A 17,280-nucleotide genomic window follows, 5' to 3' on the forward strand; every position below is an offset into this window, starting at 1 on the left:
TGAAAATTTGCTTAATCCCGAATTGGTTAACAGGTTTGAATCTAATTAGGAGCATCACAACCGGCTTCTTTTAATCAGGGTTCCCGTCTTCGGCTTTATTCCCGATTAACAAAAACTACGGCTGAAAAAGCCTTGTTTTTCTAAATCGGGAGATATCGCCTCAACCGGGGCTAGGCTCAAACAATTGGCTTCTTTTAAACATTTTTTAAAACTAAAAAAGGATGATATTCTTTTTAAAAGCTTTCATTTCAATAAATTAAAAAATAAAATATTGCAATCAATTGATTTTTAAATAATTATTGATTTTATTTTCAAAAATATTGTTCGTAAATTTGCAACCTTAAATTTTTTGACAACGATTTCATTAGTTTAAGACACATTATGGAAAATAAAAAGAAAGTTGCCTTTTATACACTGGGTTGTAAACTGAATTTTTCAGAAACCTCTACAATCGCCAGAAACTTTAATGACGAAGGTTTTGACCGCGTCGATTTCGAAGAAGTAGCCGACATCTATGTCATCAATACCTGCTCAGTAACCGAAAATGCGGATAAACAATTTAAGCAGGTTGTCAAAAAAGCAATGAAACTCAACGACAAAGCTTTTGTCGCAGCAATAGGTTGTTACGCTCAGTTAAAACCAGAAGAATTAGCGGCTGTAGATGGTGTTGATTTGGTTTTGGGTGCTACCGAAAAATTTAAAATTACCGATTATATCAACGATCTAAGCAAAAATGACATGGGTGAAGTACATTCATGCGAAATTGCCGAAGCCGATTTTTATGTAGGAAGTTATTCAATAGGCGATCGTACCCGAGCTTTCTTAAAAGTTCAGGATGGCTGCGATTACAAATGTACGTATTGTACCATTCCATTAGCTAGAGGAATTTCCAGAAGTGATGCGCTAGAAAACGTGTTGCAAAATGCCAAAGAAATTTCGGCTCAAAATATTAGAGAAATTGTACTGACCGGAGTAAACATTGGTGATTACGGAAAAGGCGAATTCGGAAACAAAAAACACGAACATACTTTTTTAGACTTAGTGCAAGCTCTGGATAAAGTAGAAGGAATCGAGCGTTTGCGAATTTCCTCAATCGAACCAAATTTGCTTAAAAACGAAACGATCGAATTTGTATCTCAAAGCCGCACTTTCGTTCCGCATTTTCATATTCCGTTACAATCAGGAAGTAATGACATTCTGAAAGCCATGAAACGTCGTTACTTACGTGAAGTATATACCGAACGCGTGAATAAAATTCGCGAAGTGATGCCGCACGCTTGTATAGGTGTCGATGTGATTGTTGGTTTTCCTGGTGAAACCGATGAGCATTTTTTAGAAACCTATCATTTCCTAAACGAAATGGATATTTCGTACCTGCACGTTTTTACCTATTCTGAAAGAGATAATACAGAAGCCGCAGATATGCCAGGAGTTGTTCCTGCAAATGTGAGAGCAAAACGTAGTAAAATGTTACGTGGTTTATCCGTTAAAAAACGTCGTGCTTTTTACGAAAGCCAATTAGGAAGCAACAGAACAGTTTTGTTCGAAAGTGAAAATAAAGAAGGGTACATTCACGGTTTTACCGAAAATTACGTAAAAGTAAAAACACCCTGGAATCCTGAATTAGTGAATACTTTACAAGATATTAAGCTCACAAAAATAGACGAAGACGGAAGCGTTCGTTTGGAGTTTATTCATAAATTGGTGGAAGCCTAAAAAATCAAAGCCCTTTAAAATTTCTTAAAGGGCTTTTTTTTACTTCTCATTCTCATCAACAAACAATTTCAGTGAATTGATGTAATCAGTATCAAATTCTATGACTCTGATTTTTTCAGGATTAAAACTTAATTCACCACCAAACTGACCTCGAATGTCCAGGAAATCAATAGTAAGTATTTCTTCGTTTACTTCAATCAATTTTCCTAAATAAACCGATTTTGGTGATTTTTTCACAATCTGAAAAAGACCGTATTTATTCTGAACGTAATTCAAAATCGTACTCAAATCCCGAATAGGGATAATATCCTCCGCATTTGTCTTTAAACCTTTCAGGCGAATCACCTTTTCGTTAAATTCAAGTTCTTCGTCTCTTTCGATCGCTTCGATGTTTTTGTTTTTCAAAATCACAAAACCATCCAATACAAAATCAATCGGATTGTTTTTCAACAAAATCCAATCATCTGAATAATCAATCAAAAAACCAGTGAAGATTTCTTTTTTATCTGTAAATGCAATCGAAATTAATTGCCTTAAATATTGTTCCATCATATTAATTTTTTAAAATTCCAATATTAAAATTCCAAATTCCAATTTTTGCATCACTTGGAATTTGGTCCCGATAGCTATCGGGATTAATTTTTGAGATTTAATGTTTTAAGGATTCGTCGACCAAATACTGCTGTTTTTTATAAAAACTCTACGGTTTAATTTCAGTTGAGCGATAATCAATTCGGCAACATCTTCAGCCTGCATCACTTTTTCTGGATTTCCATCAGTCAGTTTTAAGTCAATTGCCAGATCCGTTGCAACTGTACTTGGCGTCAAGGCGGTCACACGAATGTTGTGTTTTCTCATTTCCTGCATCAAAGAATCTGTCAATCCCATCACGGCAAATTTCGAAGCGCTGTAGGCACTCGTCAAAGCATTTCCGTTTAATCCGGCTGTCGAAGAAATATTGATAATATCACCAGATTGTCTTTCAATCATATTGGGCAATACGGCTCGGGTAGTGTAATAAGTTCCCATTAAATTAACCTGAATAATTTTTTCCCAATCTGCCGGTTCCAGTTCCATAAATTTACCAAAAGAAGCAATTCCTGCATTATTGATTAAAATATCAATGTTTTTAAATTGTAATAATGCTTTTTCAACCGCAGCATTTACCGAATTTATATCTGATACATCAGCAGAAAGCGCTAATGATTTAACACCAAAATTTTCAATTTCAATAGCTAATTGATCTACGTCAAATTGTGTTCGCGAAATCAAAATTACGTTTACACCTTCTTTAGCCAGAGCCAGCGCAATAGCTTTTCCGATTCCTTTTCCAGCTCCCGTGATAAGGGCATTTTTATTTTTTAAGTCCGTCATGATTTTATTTTTAGAAATGCAAAAAGCATCATTTTAGTTACACAAAAATACGGTTTTTGCTTCCTAAAATGATGCTTTTGTAAGGTTTCTTAATCTAAGTTTAACAACTTCTTTATTCCTTCAAAACCATATCAATACACATCACTGCTGCTAAAATCAATTGTCTTAACGGAGAATCTGCTGCTACATTTTCTTCAATATGAAGTACATAATTATCAGCACTTGTAAATAATTCTTTGCCCATTCCAGCCCATTTTTTAGATACTTGAGCCAATTCTTTATTTTCATGACTGAATTTAAAATCCCAACCTGTCCATTTTCCCTGAAGCGTACAAACAGGTTTTTCGTTTTTGTCCAGAATTTCAAATCTTCCTCCAAACGAAAAGAATTTTTGTTTGAAAGTACCAACCAAACGCTCTTTCTCGTCAAAAACTTCAACAGTAGAACGAAAAATAGCAACACCACGTTTTACAGAAATCAATCTTTCGCCAGAGGCTGTTGTAATTTCAACATTAAAAGGTGTCATTCTTTTATAATCGGTAAATCGCAATACTTTGGTGAAAAAGCCAAGATTGTTCTCACGGCAATTCATGATAATTTGGTTGCTTTCGGGATTGTAAATATCATAATTGTTAGCAGCCTTAAACATGCCAACATGTTCTTTTACAAGAAATAAATTCTGGTTTAAAATAGGGTTCATTAAATTTTAGTTATAAATGATTTTGTAATATATTCTTTAAAATTATTCTAATAGAAATCGAACTTGAACGGTACTTGAAATTTTTATTTTTTTAAATTCAACGCTAGGTTGTTTGCTTTCGCTTTGGTCATAATACCTAATTGATTTTGCTCCTCTAATTTGTATTCCATTAACTCGTCCTGCAAGTTGATTTGAAATATCTTCAAAATTACTGATTTGCAAAGCGTTTCCAATTTTCTGATTCAAAGGTTTTACAAAACTTTCCGCAATTTTTTTGGCACTTTCCATAGCTTTACCGTTAATTAAAAGTTGAATCTTTTTTTCTTCTGAATTTTCTATTTTTTCAATACGAACATTAGAGATGTCAATTTTTTCTAATTCAATAAATACCTTTGAAGTGGTTTTTGCATCGGTTGTTAAAATTGAATATGATTTCGCTTTTAAAATATCAGTTTGCTTTAAAAAATAATTTTGAAAATTACTTGACATATCAGTCATACTTAGATTGTTTTCCACATCAATTCCTATTTCTTGCAATTTTTGAATCATTGCTTTTTCTAAATCTTCTACAGATTTTTTTCCTTTTGAATCTTTTTCAGTAAGTATAACACTAATCCAAATTCTATTTGGCATTACCAAAGTATCAGCTTGACCAGAAACTTCAATAAAAGGTTTGTCAATTGTTTTTTTATCTTGTGAAAATGTTAAAACTGGAAAAATAATAAATATAAAATAAAAGAATGTTTTCATAAAATAGGGAATTAGGTATTGATGAGTCAAATGTAAATAAATTTCTACTAATAAACCTCTTTCAAAGTTTCAACCAATCGAATAAATTCCGCCTTGTAACCTTCGGTGTCGTTTGATAATCCTTGTCTGGCCAATTTTACAATATCTTCAGAAGATTTGTTTGTAATGAGTTTAGAATCTCTCAATTTCAATCCAAACCAGGCCACGGCAGCACTAAATTTTAAATCATCACTGGAATTTTGCAAGGTAACCGCTTTGTTTTCAATTACGTTAACCATTTCAATGCTTTTCTCACCATCAGGTTTTTTATAACGGAATTTTATCGTAGCCAATTCATTCGTATAATTGTTTTTTGTTGCTTCAACCTGAGTGTATTTCAAATCATCAGGCTGAGTGGCCAAATAATCACTTTTTACTCCGGCAGGAATGATTTCGTACAAAGCCGTAACAGTATGATTACTTCCTAATTCGCCTGCATCGATTGCATCGTTTTTAAAATCTTCGGCACGTAATTTTCTGTTTTCGTAACCAATCAATCGGTACGCCTGAACTTGTTTTGGGTTGAATTCAATCTGGATTTTTACATCTTTGGCAATGGCAAACATCGAACCTTTAAATTCTTTACCTAAAAAACGATTTGCCTCCTGAATATTGTCGATATACGCATAATTTCCGTTTCCTTTGTCGGCTAGGGTTTCCATTTTGCTGTCTTTGTAATTTCCCATTCCGTAGCCTAAAACAGTCAGGAAAACCCCTGATTTTCTTTTTTCTTCAATTAGTTTTTCCATGTCGGTATTCGAAGAATCGCCCACATTAAAATCGCCATCAGTAGCCAAGATCACTCTATTGTTGCCGCTTTTTATAAAGTTTTCAGTAGCAATTTTATAAGCCAAATTTATTCCAGCTCCACCAGCAGTGCTTCCGCCAGCGTTTAAATTGTCTAATGCGGCTATAATTGTTTTCTTCTCATCACCCGAAGTCGGAGGCAAGACCAGTCCTGCAGCTCCGGCATAAACGACAATCGCAACTTTGTCTTTTGAACGCAATTCGTTTACCAAAATTTTCATCGATTGTTTTAGTAAAGGCAATTTGTTCATATCGCTCATCGAACCCGAAACATCAATTAAAAACACCAAATTAGAAGCCGGTAAATCATCGGTCGGAATGTTTTTTCCTTGTAAACCAATTTTAAAGATTTGATTTTTGGTATTCCACGGACTTTCACTCAGTTCGGTATTGATAGAAAACGGATTTTCGTCTTTTGGCTGTGGATAATTGTATTTGAAGAAATTCACCATTTCTTCGACACGAACGGCGTCTTTCGGAACCGATTGCCCGTTATTGATAAAACGTCTCACATTGGTATAAGAAGCATTGTCAACATCAATAGAAAAAGTAGAAAGTGGTGCTGTTTTTGGGCTTTCGAAAGCATTTTCTACAAAAGCATTATAATCTTCCTGAGTTGGTTCTACTGGCTGAACGGGATTTATTTTGATTAATTTTTCACGAAGTTCTTTTTCCGAAAGGTTTTTGTAGATTCCGTTTTTAGTATCAATTACAATAACACCATTAGTAGCTTTGCTGCCGTAAATAGCAGTTGCGTTAGCCTCTTTTAAAACCTTTACTTCCTCAATATCACTAGGGTTGATTTGAGCAATCTGATCTGCTTTTGCCGGAACACCATCTATAACGTACAAAGGTTCATTTTTGGATGAAATTGAGGCTACACCACGAATAACAACATTTTGACTTGGCGAAGTTTGAACATATCCTGGTGAAATTGCAAGACCTGCAACTCGACCCTGAAGCATTTCAGAACCAGATTTTTTATCTTTCCTTTTGGATGAACGGTAACTCGTATCTTCATATTCATCAGAAGAAGTTCCGTAACCCACAACTACCACTTCATTAAGTGTTTGAAAAGCAGGAAGCAGTTTTATGTTTATGGTATTTGAATTTTGTACTTTTTGTCTTTGCGATTTATACCCAATATAATCAAAAACCAAAAGATCTCCTTTTTGTGCCTGAATACTGTACGCTCCATTAAAATCAGTTACTGCTGTTTTTTTAGTGTTTTGATTGGTGATGTTCGCACCGGGAATTGGCATTCTGGTTTCATCAGAAACGATTCCGGTAATGGTTTTTTCCTGTGCCATTGTTACGAAACATATAAGCATAGTAAGGGCTAATGAAATAAGTTTTACGTTTTTCATGATGGTAAATTTTTAAGATTAATGTTTAGGATTTAGCTATTTCTTTAAAGCTGGTTTTCCGTTTTTAGTAGTGATAATGACAACTCCTTTTTTTCCTTTTTCGCCATATTTTGAAGTAGCTTCCAGGTCCTGAAGGATGGTCATTGTTTTAATGTCTTGTTTGTCTAAAGGTGCATAAGGACTTGTTGGGTTGTTGCCAAATAAGTCATTTTCAGAATAATAAACACCATCGATGATATACAAAGGATCCTCTAATATGACTAATGATTCTACATTCTCAGGTTTTAAATTAGGCAATTCATCCTGCATCATTTTGTCTCTTTTGGTATCATCACTATGTGCAATTGCATTTCCGTTAAGGACAACCAAAGGTTTACTTTTTCTGGACATCTGTGCCTGGCTTTCGCTTTTTGCTAATTCATACGAAGCCGATTTTTTTGCCTGAAAGTAATGACTTTCGGAGGCCGTTTTTTCTTTTAGAGAACTATTATTTTCTTCAGCTTCATATTCAGGCGCAGCTTGAACTGGCACAGCAATTTGATCTACTACTGGTGATGCTTCATAACTCATAACTGGGCTATTGTCACTTCTAATTTCGTTTACGGCAACTGGTTCTCGATTGAGTTGTTTTTCTAAAATCTGAGTGGCTTCTGCCTTCGGAATTATTTCTGATGAGGAAACAATTGCATCATTTTGCTCTAAAGCAGGTTTTGCCACCCGGTCTTTTGATTTTTCATTTGTAACAACAGTTGGATTCTCAATGTTAGTGGTTTTGTCTGATTTCAAAAACTGAGAACCTAACGAAATCACTAATAAAAGAGAAGCTGCTACAGCAATTTTCTTCCATAACGAAATGGTTTTTTTATCTTCTTTTTTGTCGAGTTTGTCTTCAACACGCGACCAGACTTTTTCCATTGCTGGAAAGTCTTTGGCTTCGGCGTTATGTGAAGCCTCCTTAAATTTATCGAATAATTTATCTTGATTGTCCATGACTATTTTGCTTTTTGATAATACAATTTATTTACTAAATCCTTGAGCTTGGTTTTGGCAGCATTCAGTTGTGATTTTGATGTGCCTTCAGAAATATTGAGCATGCTCGCAATGTCTTTATGACCGAAACCCTCGATGACAAAAAGGTTAAAAACAGTTTTGCAGCCTTCCGGAATATGATTGAGTAAATTGAGTAAATCTTCTTCTTCTAAAGCATTAATTTCATCTATAAAAGGCTGAGAAAGCTCCTTGACATCATCAAGATACATATTGAAATTAGTGTGCTTTTTAATCGTTGCCAGACAATGGTTGACTGTTATTTTTCTGGCCCAGGCCTCAAAAGCTTTTTCTTCCTTCAGTTGATCCAATTTGGTAAAAACAGTATAGAAAGCGTCAGCCAAAGCTTCTTCAATTTCTTCTTCTTTCTTAAGGTATCGTTTGCAAAGACGATACAATTTGGGAGCCATGTGCTCATAAACCTGACGCTGAGCATCACGGTTCATTTTTTTGCAGTTAGAAATTAGCGTTTCGTTTATCACAATGGTTGTCTTTATACTAAAGAGAGCTGAAAAGTAAAAAAGGTTGGGACGGGGTTGAAATAAATGTAAAAATAATTTAAATTATTTTGTAAATGACTGATTACAGGATATTTATTGATGTACTGTAGAGACGCACTGCAGTGCGTCTTTACGATACAATTATAGTTTAATATGCGTTTTTTATTTTTAACGCGCTTTAGCGAGTAAAAGAAAAAGATCCCAAAGAAAATGACAAAGGATTACAATCTTAATGTTTCTGTATTTTTCGTATTGCAATGCAAATACCAACCCGATGACGATTGGGCCCACGATATTAAATAAAGTTCCATATCCAAAATGCAAAAGTCCAAAAAGAATACTGGAGAGAATTATGGCCAACGTTCGGTTTTTGAACAGTAGTTCTAAGCGGGGTAATAAATAACCTCTAAAAATTAATTCTTCGGTAATGCCGGCTGTTACGCAAGTGAAAAAAAGCAATAAAAAATTACTTTTAAAAAGTGCCAAAGTTTTTTTTAGAATAGCACTTTCTGCCGGATTTTTAAACAAAAGCATTAAAAGACCAGTTGCTAGAACTGCCAGAAATAATTTTAAGAAAGTTTTGAATAGCGCTATGGTAAAAAAAGAAAAAGGATATTCCGTTTCTTTCCAGATAAGTAAAGGTTGTTTTTCTATTTTCAGCGAATATAACAATAATAGAAGCAATGAAAACCAAATTGTAAATCTCGAAATGTAAAATTGAGTTTCAAAACTAAAACCTAATTTTTTGAATAATAAATTAGAACCAATTGCCACTAAAGGAAGAAGTACAGAAAGCAGGATACCAGTAATTAATAATGGTTTTTTGGATGAATATTTGGGTTCTTGCATTTGGATAATAGTGGGTTTGGGTTACGTTTTATTTTATTTAATATTTGTTTCACAGAGATTCACAAAAAAATCACAGAGAGACACAAAGTTTATTTATTTCTTCGTGACTCTCTGTGTAAACTTTGCGCATCTCCGTGAAACAACCTACCTAACCGGCAAGCTCAACTTAAAAACCTTAGTCTCCAACAATTCCGTATCATTGTCCTCACAAAGCAAAAACTCGATTTTGTCATTTGATTTTTTGTAGAAAGTCAGACCTTCGAATTTATTGGTTGAGGTGATTTTTTGAGTGTAGTCGATCTTCATGGTGGCAAGGTCGATGCGGCCAATGAAACTTCCTAATACTTCACCATCGTCGTAAGTAGATTGGGTGTCCTCGGCAGTAGAGAGGAAATAGATTTTGTCTTCGACCAAAATAGCATCGGTAAAACTAGAACGAACGCCTTTTATTTTTGGCAATTTATAATTGGTTGCGACCATTGCAAATTCTTCGCTTAGTTTTTTGGCGTGAATGGTAAAAATCGTGTTTTTGTTCGAAATTCCGTTACCGCGATTGAATAAATACCAGTTTTCGCCATCAAAGATGGCACCTTCCAGATTAAAATCTTCGGGTTTTATGGAACCGAAATTTTGCATTAGCGCATATAAATCTATCAGATCGTTTTTCTGGGAAATGGTTTTGGTTTTCAAATCAAACTCGATCATTCGGTTTCTGTGTTCGGTAGAACCGGAACCAAAAACATACAAAGTATCGTTGTAATGTGTGATCGATTCGAAATCAGGTTTTATGTTTTTCGGAATATTTTGCGACGGATTATCTATTAAAGGATGATGACTTAATTGCTGGTTTTCCATATTGTATTCGTACAGATAACCACTATTGTCGCCAATAATATAAAGAGAATTGTTAGTAAGAAAAAGCCCTGATGCAGAACCGATTCCGATGATTTGAAAGAGTATTTCTAATGTGAATTTTTCCATGGTTGTTTTATGAAATTCTAGTTTTTATTTTTAAGTGAATGTTTTGTGTCGCAAAGTTTGTCATTCCGGAGGAATCTCATGCTTGCTAAATTTTTACACATAGAGATTCCTCCGGAATGACAAGATTGTGTTTATAGGTTTGCAGATATTAAACTGGTTTTGACTTATTTTTTATTGATTAATTTCATTGTTTGTTCATTAACATTTTTTTTAAATTTTTGCAAAGCACTTGTTGATGTACATGCTGCAACTGAAATGTATATTAAATTATTGTCATCAGTTATATTTTGGTTTTTTTGCTCAACGTCATAAAAACTATCCAATCCATTTGTCAAATATACTGGAGTTCCTTCTTTATAAAGAATGGTACAAATTTCAATGGCTCTTTTTAAAATTACTTCCTGAATATCTTTTTGGTCTTTTGTATATTCAATGCCCATTTCACATTGTGCTAAACTACAAAAAGTCAATACTTTTAGAATAGGATTGTTTTCAATTTCTTGAATTGGTTTTAAGTCCTCAAAACATTTATTGTAAATTTTATATTGATATGGTAGTTGTTCTTCAGAATTATCTTTTTGACAAAAGGCTTGATTCATAACCAAAAGAAAAAGTATCAGAATTGTTTTTTTCATTAAAGTATAATAAAAGGTTATTATGAAAACCAATGCCTAGCCCTGATAGAAGTGAAAATCCTTTTGTGCCGGGGTTCGGCACAAAAGATTACTTCACTTAATATTTATTTTAATTTGTGTTCAGTGAACATGTTTGTAACGGATAGCAGGAATTTGCTTCGTAAAATTAGTATATTTATATTACAAATTATAAAATTCAGATATATGAAATCGATAGACCCGAATGATTTTAAAGTTGTAGATAAAATAAGCTTAGCCAAGATCCCGACTTTACTACAAGTAGATGCTGACGAAGAAGACAAGGAAGAAAAACTGAATAAGGTGCGTAATAAACTGAGCGACTTGCAGGATGTCATGTATGCGCACAACAAATACGGCGTTTTGATTTGCCTGCAGGGCATGGATACTTCGGGGAAGGATAGTTTGATTCGGGAAGTTTTTAAAGAATTTAATCCGCGTGGGGTGGTGGTGCACAGTTTCAAAACGCCGAATTCTACCGAGTTGGAACACGATTATTTATGGCGACATTATTTGGCTTTGCCGGAAAAAGGAAAGTTTGCGATTTTTAACCGGACACATTACGAGAATGTTTTGGTTACACGCGTGCATCCGGAATATATTTTGGGCGAGAATTTGCCGGGGATTGAATCGGTTGATGATATTACGCCGACTTTCTGGGAAAACAGAATCGAGCAAATTAATAATTTCGAAAAACACATTGCCCAAAACGGAACTATTGTCATGAAGTTTTATATGCACCTGAGCAAAGAGGAGCAAAGAGAACGCCTGCTGCGACGTTTGGAGGAAGAAAAACACCATTGGAAATTTTCGCCCGGCGACCTCAAAGAGCGCGAACACTGGGACGAATACCAGCAATATTACGAAGAAGCCATCAATAAAACCGCTACAGAACACGCTCCCTGGTACATTGTTCCGGCCGATGATAAGGAAATGGCACGCTATATTGTAGCCAAAATTATCTGGGAAGAAATGCAAAAACACACCGATATAAAAGAACCAGAACTAGACGATAAAGTAAAAGCCAATTTTGAAATGTATAAAAAACAATTGGAGTAGAAATAGAGAGAATTAGATAATGTGTCAATTTGATAATGAGATAATTTTCTCTACACTTACGATTAAACCCGACAGGTTTTAAAAACCTGTCGGGTTTACTATTTCGTAAAAAAAACAAACCCGACAGATTCCATAACTGTCGGGTTGTACCAAAAACAAAAAAACCAATAAAATAACCTATTTTTATAGTTCAAAACCATACGCCACACGAAGTGCTACCTGGTTGGTTTCGAATTTGTGATAATCTTCGTAACGTACACTAATATCGATGTTTTTACCTGCGTAACCAATACCTGGCGCCCATAAAAGTGTCGTATCATTATACCCGTTAGTAACTGCAAAACCAGCACCAACTTCTCCTAATACATAAAACTGATCTTCCCAGATAAAGGCTTTAAAACCTGCTTTTGCCGGAATAAATCCTAAATCATCAACATCATCTCCCATAAACAAGTTCGTAAAACCTGTTGTTAAGGTTACAGATGTTCTTTTAGATAAATCATATTGTAGTCTAACATCACCACCCAGTGCCCAATCATAGGCATTATCTGTTGGCAACCCTCCGTTTATACCGAAACCTAATTTGAATTTTTGATCATAATTTTGAATATCTCCACTAGTTTGTGCAGAAGCCATTGAAGTAATACCTAATGTTAAGGCTGCGAAAAGAACTGTTCTGATGTTTTTTAAATTTTTCATGTGCGTATATATTTTTGAATTTCTATACTGTAAAAGTACTCTCAAGGTATTCGTGAGATGTTATATAATTTTCCGGATTTGTTACATAATATCGCAGCTAGGGTTGTTAAGCCCCGTAAATAGGGGAATTGTAGGAATTTAATAGAATCATTTTCAGGAGCTATTTCCAGCTATCCGCTATATCTATTGTTGCGAACCCCGCAACAATAGGATGCCGCTCCTATCTGGGCTAGGGCTATCCGTTTTCATAAGTCACATTCAATCATTCAATTAACGTTTCCATTATTAAACTCCGTAATTTAGAGAGTAAGCTCCGTAGTTTAGAGAATGAGCTTCGTAGTTTGTAGAGTAAGCTCCGTAGTTTAGAGAATGAGCTTCGTAGTTTGTAGAGTAAGCTTGGTAGTTTAGAGAATGAGCTCCGTAATTTGTAGAGTAAGCTTCGTAAGTTTGAGAATGCGCTTCGTAATTTAGAGAATGAGCCCCGTAGTTTGTAGAGTAAGCTTCGTAATTTAGAGAATGAGCTCCGTAAAGTTGTTGGCGAGCTCCGTAAGTTAGTTGGTAAGCTTCGTAAGTTTGTTAGTGGGCTCCGTAAGTTGTTGGCGAGCTCGGTAAGTTTGTTGGTAAGCTCTGTAATTAAGGGAGATGATAATTAGAAAACGTCAAATTTGGCATTCCCCAAACATAATATTGTGTTTTTAGCTTAAAGTTGGCTTATAATTTTAATAATCCACAAGAATTAAAACCATCTGAGTATATTTGCCGACTAAAAAGATTAAAAGTGAATTTAGCTCAGTATACAAAGGAGTTCGGGTACAATATGAGATTAGCATATCCTATTATATTAGGTATGGTAGGGCACACCTTAATAGGTATAGTCGATAATATCATGGTAGGCAAATTAGGCAGTACAGAACTTGCCGCCGTTTCGCTGGGTAATAGTATGATTTTTATCGCCATGTCGTTAGGGATTGGTTTCTCTACCGCCATCACACCCATAGTGGCCGAAGGCGATGCCGAAAAAAATGATGGTAAGATTCGTTCGGCATTTCATCACGGATTATTTTTATGCTGCATTTTAGGGCTAGTGCTTTTTGGCGTTATTGTTTTGGCAAAACCTTTAATGGAGCTGCTGCAACAGCCAGAAGATGTTATTGCATTGGCAAAACCCTATCTCGATTGGGTGGCTTTCTCCTTAATACCTTTAATAGTATATCAGGGATACAAACAATTTGCCGACGGACTTTCGCTAACCAAATACTCTATGTACGCCATGATTATGGCCAATGTGCTGCACGTTGGAATCAATTATGTATTGATTTACGGCATCTGGTTTTTTCCTAAAATGGGCATTATAGGGGCAGCTTTAGGAACCGTGATTTCAAGAATATTTTTGGTCATGTTCATGCACATCATGCTGTCCAGAAGAGACGATCTGAAACGTTTTTTCAGCAACTTCAGCTTCGATGAAATAAAAAAAGAAACTCTGAAAAAAATAATAAATATTGGTTTTCCATCAGCCATGCAAATGCTTTTCGAAGTGGTGCTGTTTACAGCCTCTATCTGGCTTTGCGGAAACATTGGCAAAACCAGTCAGGCTGCCAATCAAATTGCATTGAGCCTGGCTTCGATGACCTTTATGTTTGCGATGGGACTTAGTGTAACATCGATGATTCGCGTTAGCAATCAAAGAGGTTTGATGGATTATAAAAAGCTGGTAGTAGTGGCACGCTCCATCTTTTTACTGGCGATTATAATCGAAACTTTTTTTGCGATTCTGTTTGTAGCATTCCACCAGTTTTTGCCTCATATCTTTCTGAATATGGAAAACGGAGGGCAGCTTTTGGATAACAACGAAGTAATCAGTATTGCATCTAAGTTACTATTGATAGCGGCTGTTTTTCAAATTTCTGACGGTATTCAGGTAGTAGTATTAGGCGCTTTACGCGGATTGCAGGATGTAAAAATCCCAATGTACATTACCTTTGTAGCCTATTGGGTAATTGGTTTCCCGATTTCTTATTACCTTTCAGAACACACACCCTGGAAAGCAGAGGGAGTCTGGATCGGACTTTTGGCAGGATTAACTTCGGCTGCAGTATTTTTGTATATTCGCTTTCATTATCTAACAAAGAAATTAATTACTGATTCAGCGAATAATTAAATTTTAAAATTGCAAAATTTAATAGTCACCGCAAATTCCACAAATTAGCGCAAATTAATTTGTGGAAATTTGTGCAATTTGTGGTAAAATTTTAGAGCTAGAAAGAAAATATACATTTTAAGACACATCATTTTAAATTAAAAATTAATAAAATACAATAACATGGAATTACCTAAATTTTTACTTGGCGACAACACTGATTTCCCGGATGACATCTTCATCATTCACCTGGATTACCCAAGATTTATCATCAATCTAAAAGACGATGAGGTAGAGTTTATGGAAGAAGCGGAAGACCTGGACGAAGCAGAATTAAATGCCGAAATGGAAGGTCTGATTGTGAAAGCAAATGAGTTTTACGACAGAGAAATAGGCCGTTACGAAGAGTAGAGACGCACTGTAGAGACGCACTGCAGTGCGTCTCCTGTAATACAAAATAGAGAGACGCACCGTAGAGACGCACCGTAGAGACGCACTGCAGTGCGTCTCCTGTAATACAAAATATAAAGACGCACCGTAGAGACGCACTGCAGTGCATCTCTACAATTGTACGTCGCTACAGATGAAATAATTTTTTAAATCCCCCCAATGAAAAAATTAAGTTTTTTAAAACCTATTTTTAATTTCATAACAATCGGTTTGCTGATTACGACTTTAAGTCGGATCTTTCTTTTCTTTATTTTTAAAGACAGGGTAGTAGAGACACCTGATTTCTGGTACATCTTTCCAATCGGTCTCCGTATGGATCTGATTTTACTGTGTTATTTATCATTTCTGCCAGCCGCTTTAATTACGTTTCTGCCGAATAAATGGCTGAAATTTACCAATAGTTTTCTGGTAATCTATAGTTTTTTATTCTTGTTTCTGATACTTTTTGTAGAACTGGCATCGCCTGATTTTGTAAAACAATACGATACACGCCCCAACAGAATCTTTTTAGATTATTTAATTTACCCGAAAGAAGTAGTAGGGATGCTTCTAAAAGGATATTTGGTATCTATAATAATTACTTTTTTAATTATTATTGGGGTGCTTTACCTGGCTTTTAAAAAAGGAAAGAAATTCTTTTACACCACAAGTGCAGATTATAAATTCAAATTGATGGTTTTTCCATTAGTTGCTTTTTTATTGTTTTTTGGAGCACGTTCGAGTCTGACTTCAAAACGCCCTATTAATGCCAGTAATGCGGTTTTCTCCACAGATCAGCTAACCAATACCTTGGGACTGAATTCGTTTTATACCGTTGCGTATGCAGCATATTCAATCAAAAACGAAGGAAACACCAAGATGTACGGCAAAATGGACGAAGCCGAGGCTATTGCCCGTGTAAAAAAATACATGGTTGCCGGACCAGGCGGTTTTACAGCTGCTGATATTCCGTTTCTTCATGTACAGCAGCCCGATTCAGTGATGAAAAAGCCATATAATCTGGTTATTTTTCTACAGGAAAGTTTAGGCGCCGAATATGTGGGTATTTTAGGTGGAAAAAAATTAACGCCTGAATTTGATAAACTATCAAAAGAAGGATTGTTATTTACCAATTTATATTGCACCGGAACCCGAAGTGTAAGAGGTATAGAAGCTGTAGTAACCGGATTTTTACCATCGCCCTCAGAAAGCGTGGTAAAATTACCAAACTCCCAGCAAGGCTTTTTTACTCTGGCAGCTGCCCTGAAAGAAAAAGGATTTGACACCAGTTTTATTTATGGCGGAATGGCAAATTTTGATAATATGGCCTCGTTTTTCAACGGGAACGGTTTTCAGGATATTGTTGATCAGGATGATTTTGATTCAGATGGAAAAAAATATGCCTTTAAAGGAACCTGGGGTTACTCGGATGAAGATTTGGTAACGAAAGCCAATGAATATTTTAAATCAAAAGGTGATAAGCCTTTCTTTTCTTTAATGTTCTCAACTTCTAATCACGAACCTTTTGAATATCCGGCTGGAAGAATTAAACCTTACGATAAAAAAGCGGCAACGGTAAACAATGCCATGAAATATGCGGATTTTTCTATTGGTAAATTCTTCGAAATGGCTAAAAAAGAAGCGTATTTCAAGAACACCATTTTTATTGTTATCGCAGATCACAACACCAGAACCTACGGAAAGAATTTAGTGCCAATAAACAAGTTTCATATTCCGGCTTTCATCATGGGACCAAATGTTCCTAAAGGTGCGGTGTATAGTAAATTAGCCAGCCAGATCGATATTCCGCCAACATTATTAAGCTATTTAGGGATTCCTTTTGAAACCCCAATGGTGGGTAGAAATTTAAATCAGTTAGATCCAAAAACACAGGGAAGATCAATCATGCAGTTTAATGACATCAATGCTTTCAGAGTCGAAAATCAGGTTGTCATCATGCAGCCCAATTTGAAACCCCTGCAATTCGAAATCAAAAACGATACAACCTTAGTTCCTGTAAAATTAAACGAAGAATTAGCCAAAGATGCTTTAGCACACGTGGTGACAGCGGGTAATTTGTATTTGGAAGGGAAATATAAGTTGAGAAGGAAATAATATTTTTTCAGGTTCAAAGGTTCAGAGATACAAAGGTTCAAAGGAGAAAGAAGAT

At 35.3% G+C, this 17,280-nt stretch carries 16 protein-coding genes; 5 read left to right on the forward strand and 11 right to left on the reverse strand.

Going from position 1 to position 17,280, the window contains the following annotated elements:
• Positions 1 to 381: 381 nt before the first annotated feature.
• Entirely contained in the window at positions 382 to 1,716 is a 1,335-nt protein-coding gene (gene mtaB, locus GON26_RS18825) for a tRNA (N(6)-L-threonylcarbamoyladenosine(37)-C(2))-methylthiotransferase MtaB (protein WP_160376320.1), read from the forward strand.
• Between the two features lie 39 nt (positions 1,717 to 1,755).
• On the opposite strand, the gene GON26_RS18830 is transcribed toward mtaB, so the two are convergent.
• From GON26_RS18830 to GON26_RS18875, 10 genes are all read right to left on the reverse strand, one after another.
• Positions 1,756 to 2,265 (reverse strand): hypothetical protein, encoded by a 510-nt coding sequence (locus GON26_RS18830; protein WP_160376321.1) that lies wholly within the window; start codon positions 2,263 to 2,265, stop codon positions 1,756 to 1,758.
• A gap of 108 nt (positions 2,266 to 2,373) precedes the next feature.
• Positions 2,374 to 3,090: a 3-ketoacyl-ACP reductase gene (locus tag GON26_RS18835; protein ID WP_160376322.1), complete on the reverse strand. Its 717-nt coding sequence runs from the start codon at positions 3,088 to 3,090 to the stop codon at positions 2,374 to 2,376.
• A 112-nt stretch (positions 3,091 to 3,202) separates the two neighbouring features.
• A complete protein-coding gene (locus GON26_RS18840; protein ID WP_160376323.1) occupies positions 3,203 to 3,790 on the reverse strand; it encodes an LURP-one-related/scramblase family protein in 588 nt (195 codons plus the stop codon).
• 42 nt (positions 3,791 to 3,832) lie between these two features.
• Positions 3,833 to 4,540, reverse strand: a complete 708-nt coding sequence (locus GON26_RS18845) for an SIMPL domain-containing protein (RefSeq protein WP_160376324.1) — start codon at positions 4,538 to 4,540, stop codon at positions 3,833 to 3,835.
• Positions 4,541 to 4,587: 47 nt separating this feature from the next.
• Positions 4,588 to 6,753, reverse strand: coding sequence for a vWA domain-containing protein (locus tag GON26_RS18850; RefSeq protein WP_160376325.1), 2,166 nt, complete (start codon positions 6,751 to 6,753; stop codon positions 4,588 to 4,590).
• A gap of 36 nt (positions 6,754 to 6,789) precedes the next feature.
• Positions 6,790 to 7,743, reverse strand: a complete 954-nt coding sequence (locus GON26_RS18855; protein ID WP_160376326.1) for a hypothetical protein — start codon at positions 7,741 to 7,743, stop codon at positions 6,790 to 6,792.
• A 2-nt stretch (positions 7,744 to 7,745) separates the two neighbouring features.
• Positions 7,746 to 8,246, reverse strand: a complete 501-nt coding sequence (locus GON26_RS18860; RefSeq protein ID WP_202110902.1) for an RNA polymerase sigma factor — start codon at positions 8,244 to 8,246, stop codon at positions 7,746 to 7,748.
• Between the two features lie 222 nt (positions 8,247 to 8,468).
• Positions 8,469 to 9,149, reverse strand: coding sequence for a CPBP family intramembrane glutamic endopeptidase (locus GON26_RS18865; RefSeq protein ID WP_160376327.1), 681 nt, complete (start codon positions 9,147 to 9,149; stop codon positions 8,469 to 8,471).
• A 144-nt stretch (positions 9,150 to 9,293) separates the two neighbouring features.
• Entirely contained in the window at positions 9,294 to 10,130 is an 837-nt protein-coding gene (locus GON26_RS18870) for a DUF6929 family protein (RefSeq protein WP_160376328.1), read from the reverse strand.
• Between the two features lie 164 nt (positions 10,131 to 10,294).
• Entirely contained in the window at positions 10,295 to 10,765 is a 471-nt protein-coding gene (locus GON26_RS18875; RefSeq protein WP_160376329.1) for a hypothetical protein, read from the reverse strand.
• A gap of 204 nt (positions 10,766 to 10,969) precedes the next feature.
• Between GON26_RS18875 and GON26_RS18880 the strand changes: the two genes are divergently transcribed.
• On the forward strand, positions 10,970 to 11,842 hold the full coding sequence (locus GON26_RS18880) for a PPK2 family polyphosphate kinase (RefSeq protein WP_160376330.1): 873 nt from the start codon (positions 10,970 to 10,972) through the stop codon (positions 11,840 to 11,842).
• Between the two features lie 183 nt (positions 11,843 to 12,025).
• Here the strand turns inward: GON26_RS18880 and GON26_RS18885 are convergent, their stop codons facing one another.
• Entirely contained in the window at positions 12,026 to 12,541 is a 516-nt protein-coding gene (locus GON26_RS18885; protein WP_160376331.1) for a hypothetical protein, read from the reverse strand.
• 778 nt (positions 12,542 to 13,319) lie between these two features.
• Between GON26_RS18885 and GON26_RS18890 the strand changes: the two genes are divergently transcribed.
• The 3 genes from GON26_RS18890 (at position 13,320) to GON26_RS18900 (ending at position 17,225) form a co-directional block, all read left to right on the forward strand.
• Complete coding sequence (locus GON26_RS18890) at positions 13,320 to 14,702, forward strand: MATE family efflux transporter (protein ID WP_160376332.1); 1,383 nt, start codon at positions 13,320 to 13,322, stop codon at positions 14,700 to 14,702.
• Positions 14,703 to 14,864: 162 nt separating this feature from the next.
• A complete protein-coding gene (locus GON26_RS18895) occupies positions 14,865 to 15,092 on the forward strand; it encodes a hypothetical protein (protein ID WP_160376333.1) in 228 nt (75 codons plus the stop codon).
• 198 nt (positions 15,093 to 15,290) lie between these two features.
• Positions 15,291 to 17,225, forward strand: coding sequence for an LTA synthase family protein (locus GON26_RS18900; RefSeq protein ID WP_160376334.1), 1,935 nt, complete (start codon positions 15,291 to 15,293; stop codon positions 17,223 to 17,225).
• Positions 17,226 to 17,280: the final 55 nt, after the last annotated feature.

The organism is Flavobacterium hydrocarbonoxydans, assembly GCF_009789235.1.
Lineage (GTDB): Bacteria > Bacteroidota > Bacteroidia > Flavobacteriales > Flavobacteriaceae > Flavobacterium > Flavobacterium hydrocarbonoxydans.

What these genes read in the sequence shown, in the direction of transcription:
- GON26_RS18880 (WP_160376330.1), top strand. Translation starts at nt 10,970, where the DNA reads ATGAAATCGATAGACCCGAATGATTTTAAAGTTGTAGATAAAATAAGC.
- GON26_RS18845 (WP_160376324.1), bottom strand. Translation starts at nt 4,540, where the DNA reads ATGAAAACATTCTTTTATTTTATATTTATTATTTTTCCAGTTTTAACA.
- GON26_RS18875 (WP_160376329.1), bottom strand. Translation starts at nt 10,765, where the DNA reads ATGAAAAAAACAATTCTGATACTTTTTCTTTTGGTTATGAATCAAGCC.
- GON26_RS18860 (WP_202110902.1), bottom strand. Translation starts at nt 8,246, where the DNA reads ATGAACCGTGATGCTCAGCGTCAGGTTTATGAGCACATGGCTCCCAAA.
- GON26_RS18885 (WP_160376331.1), bottom strand. Translation starts at nt 12,541, where the DNA reads ATGAAAAATTTAAAAAACATCAGAACAGTTCTTTTCGCAGCCTTAACA.
- GON26_RS18900 (WP_160376334.1), top strand. Translation starts at nt 15,291, where the DNA reads ATGAAAAAATTAAGTTTTTTAAAACCTATTTTTAATTTCATAACAATC.
- GON26_RS18855 (WP_160376326.1), bottom strand. Translation starts at nt 7,743, where the DNA reads ATGGACAATCAAGATAAATTATTCGATAAATTTAAGGAGGCTTCACAT.
- GON26_RS18840 (WP_160376323.1), bottom strand. Translation starts at nt 3,790, where the DNA reads ATGAACCCTATTTTAAACCAGAATTTATTTCTTGTAAAAGAACATGTT.
- GON26_RS18850 (WP_160376325.1), bottom strand. Translation starts at nt 6,753, where the DNA reads ATGAAAAACGTAAAACTTATTTCATTAGCCCTTACTATGCTTATATGT.
- GON26_RS18830 (WP_160376321.1), bottom strand. Translation starts at nt 2,265, where the DNA reads ATGGAACAATATTTAAGGCAATTAATTTCGATTGCATTTACAGATAAA.
- GON26_RS18835 (WP_160376322.1), bottom strand. Translation starts at nt 3,090, where the DNA reads ATGACGGACTTAAAAAATAAAAATGCCCTTATCACGGGAGCTGGAAAA.
- mtaB (WP_160376320.1), top strand. Translation starts at nt 382, where the DNA reads ATGGAAAATAAAAAGAAAGTTGCCTTTTATACACTGGGTTGTAAACTG.
- GON26_RS18895 (WP_160376333.1), top strand. Translation starts at nt 14,865, where the DNA reads ATGGAATTACCTAAATTTTTACTTGGCGACAACACTGATTTCCCGGAT.
- GON26_RS18870 (WP_160376328.1), bottom strand. Translation starts at nt 10,130, where the DNA reads ATGGAAAAATTCACATTAGAAATACTCTTTCAAATCATCGGAATCGGT.
- GON26_RS18865 (WP_160376327.1), bottom strand. Translation starts at nt 9,149, where the DNA reads ATGCAAGAACCCAAATATTCATCCAAAAAACCATTATTAATTACTGGT.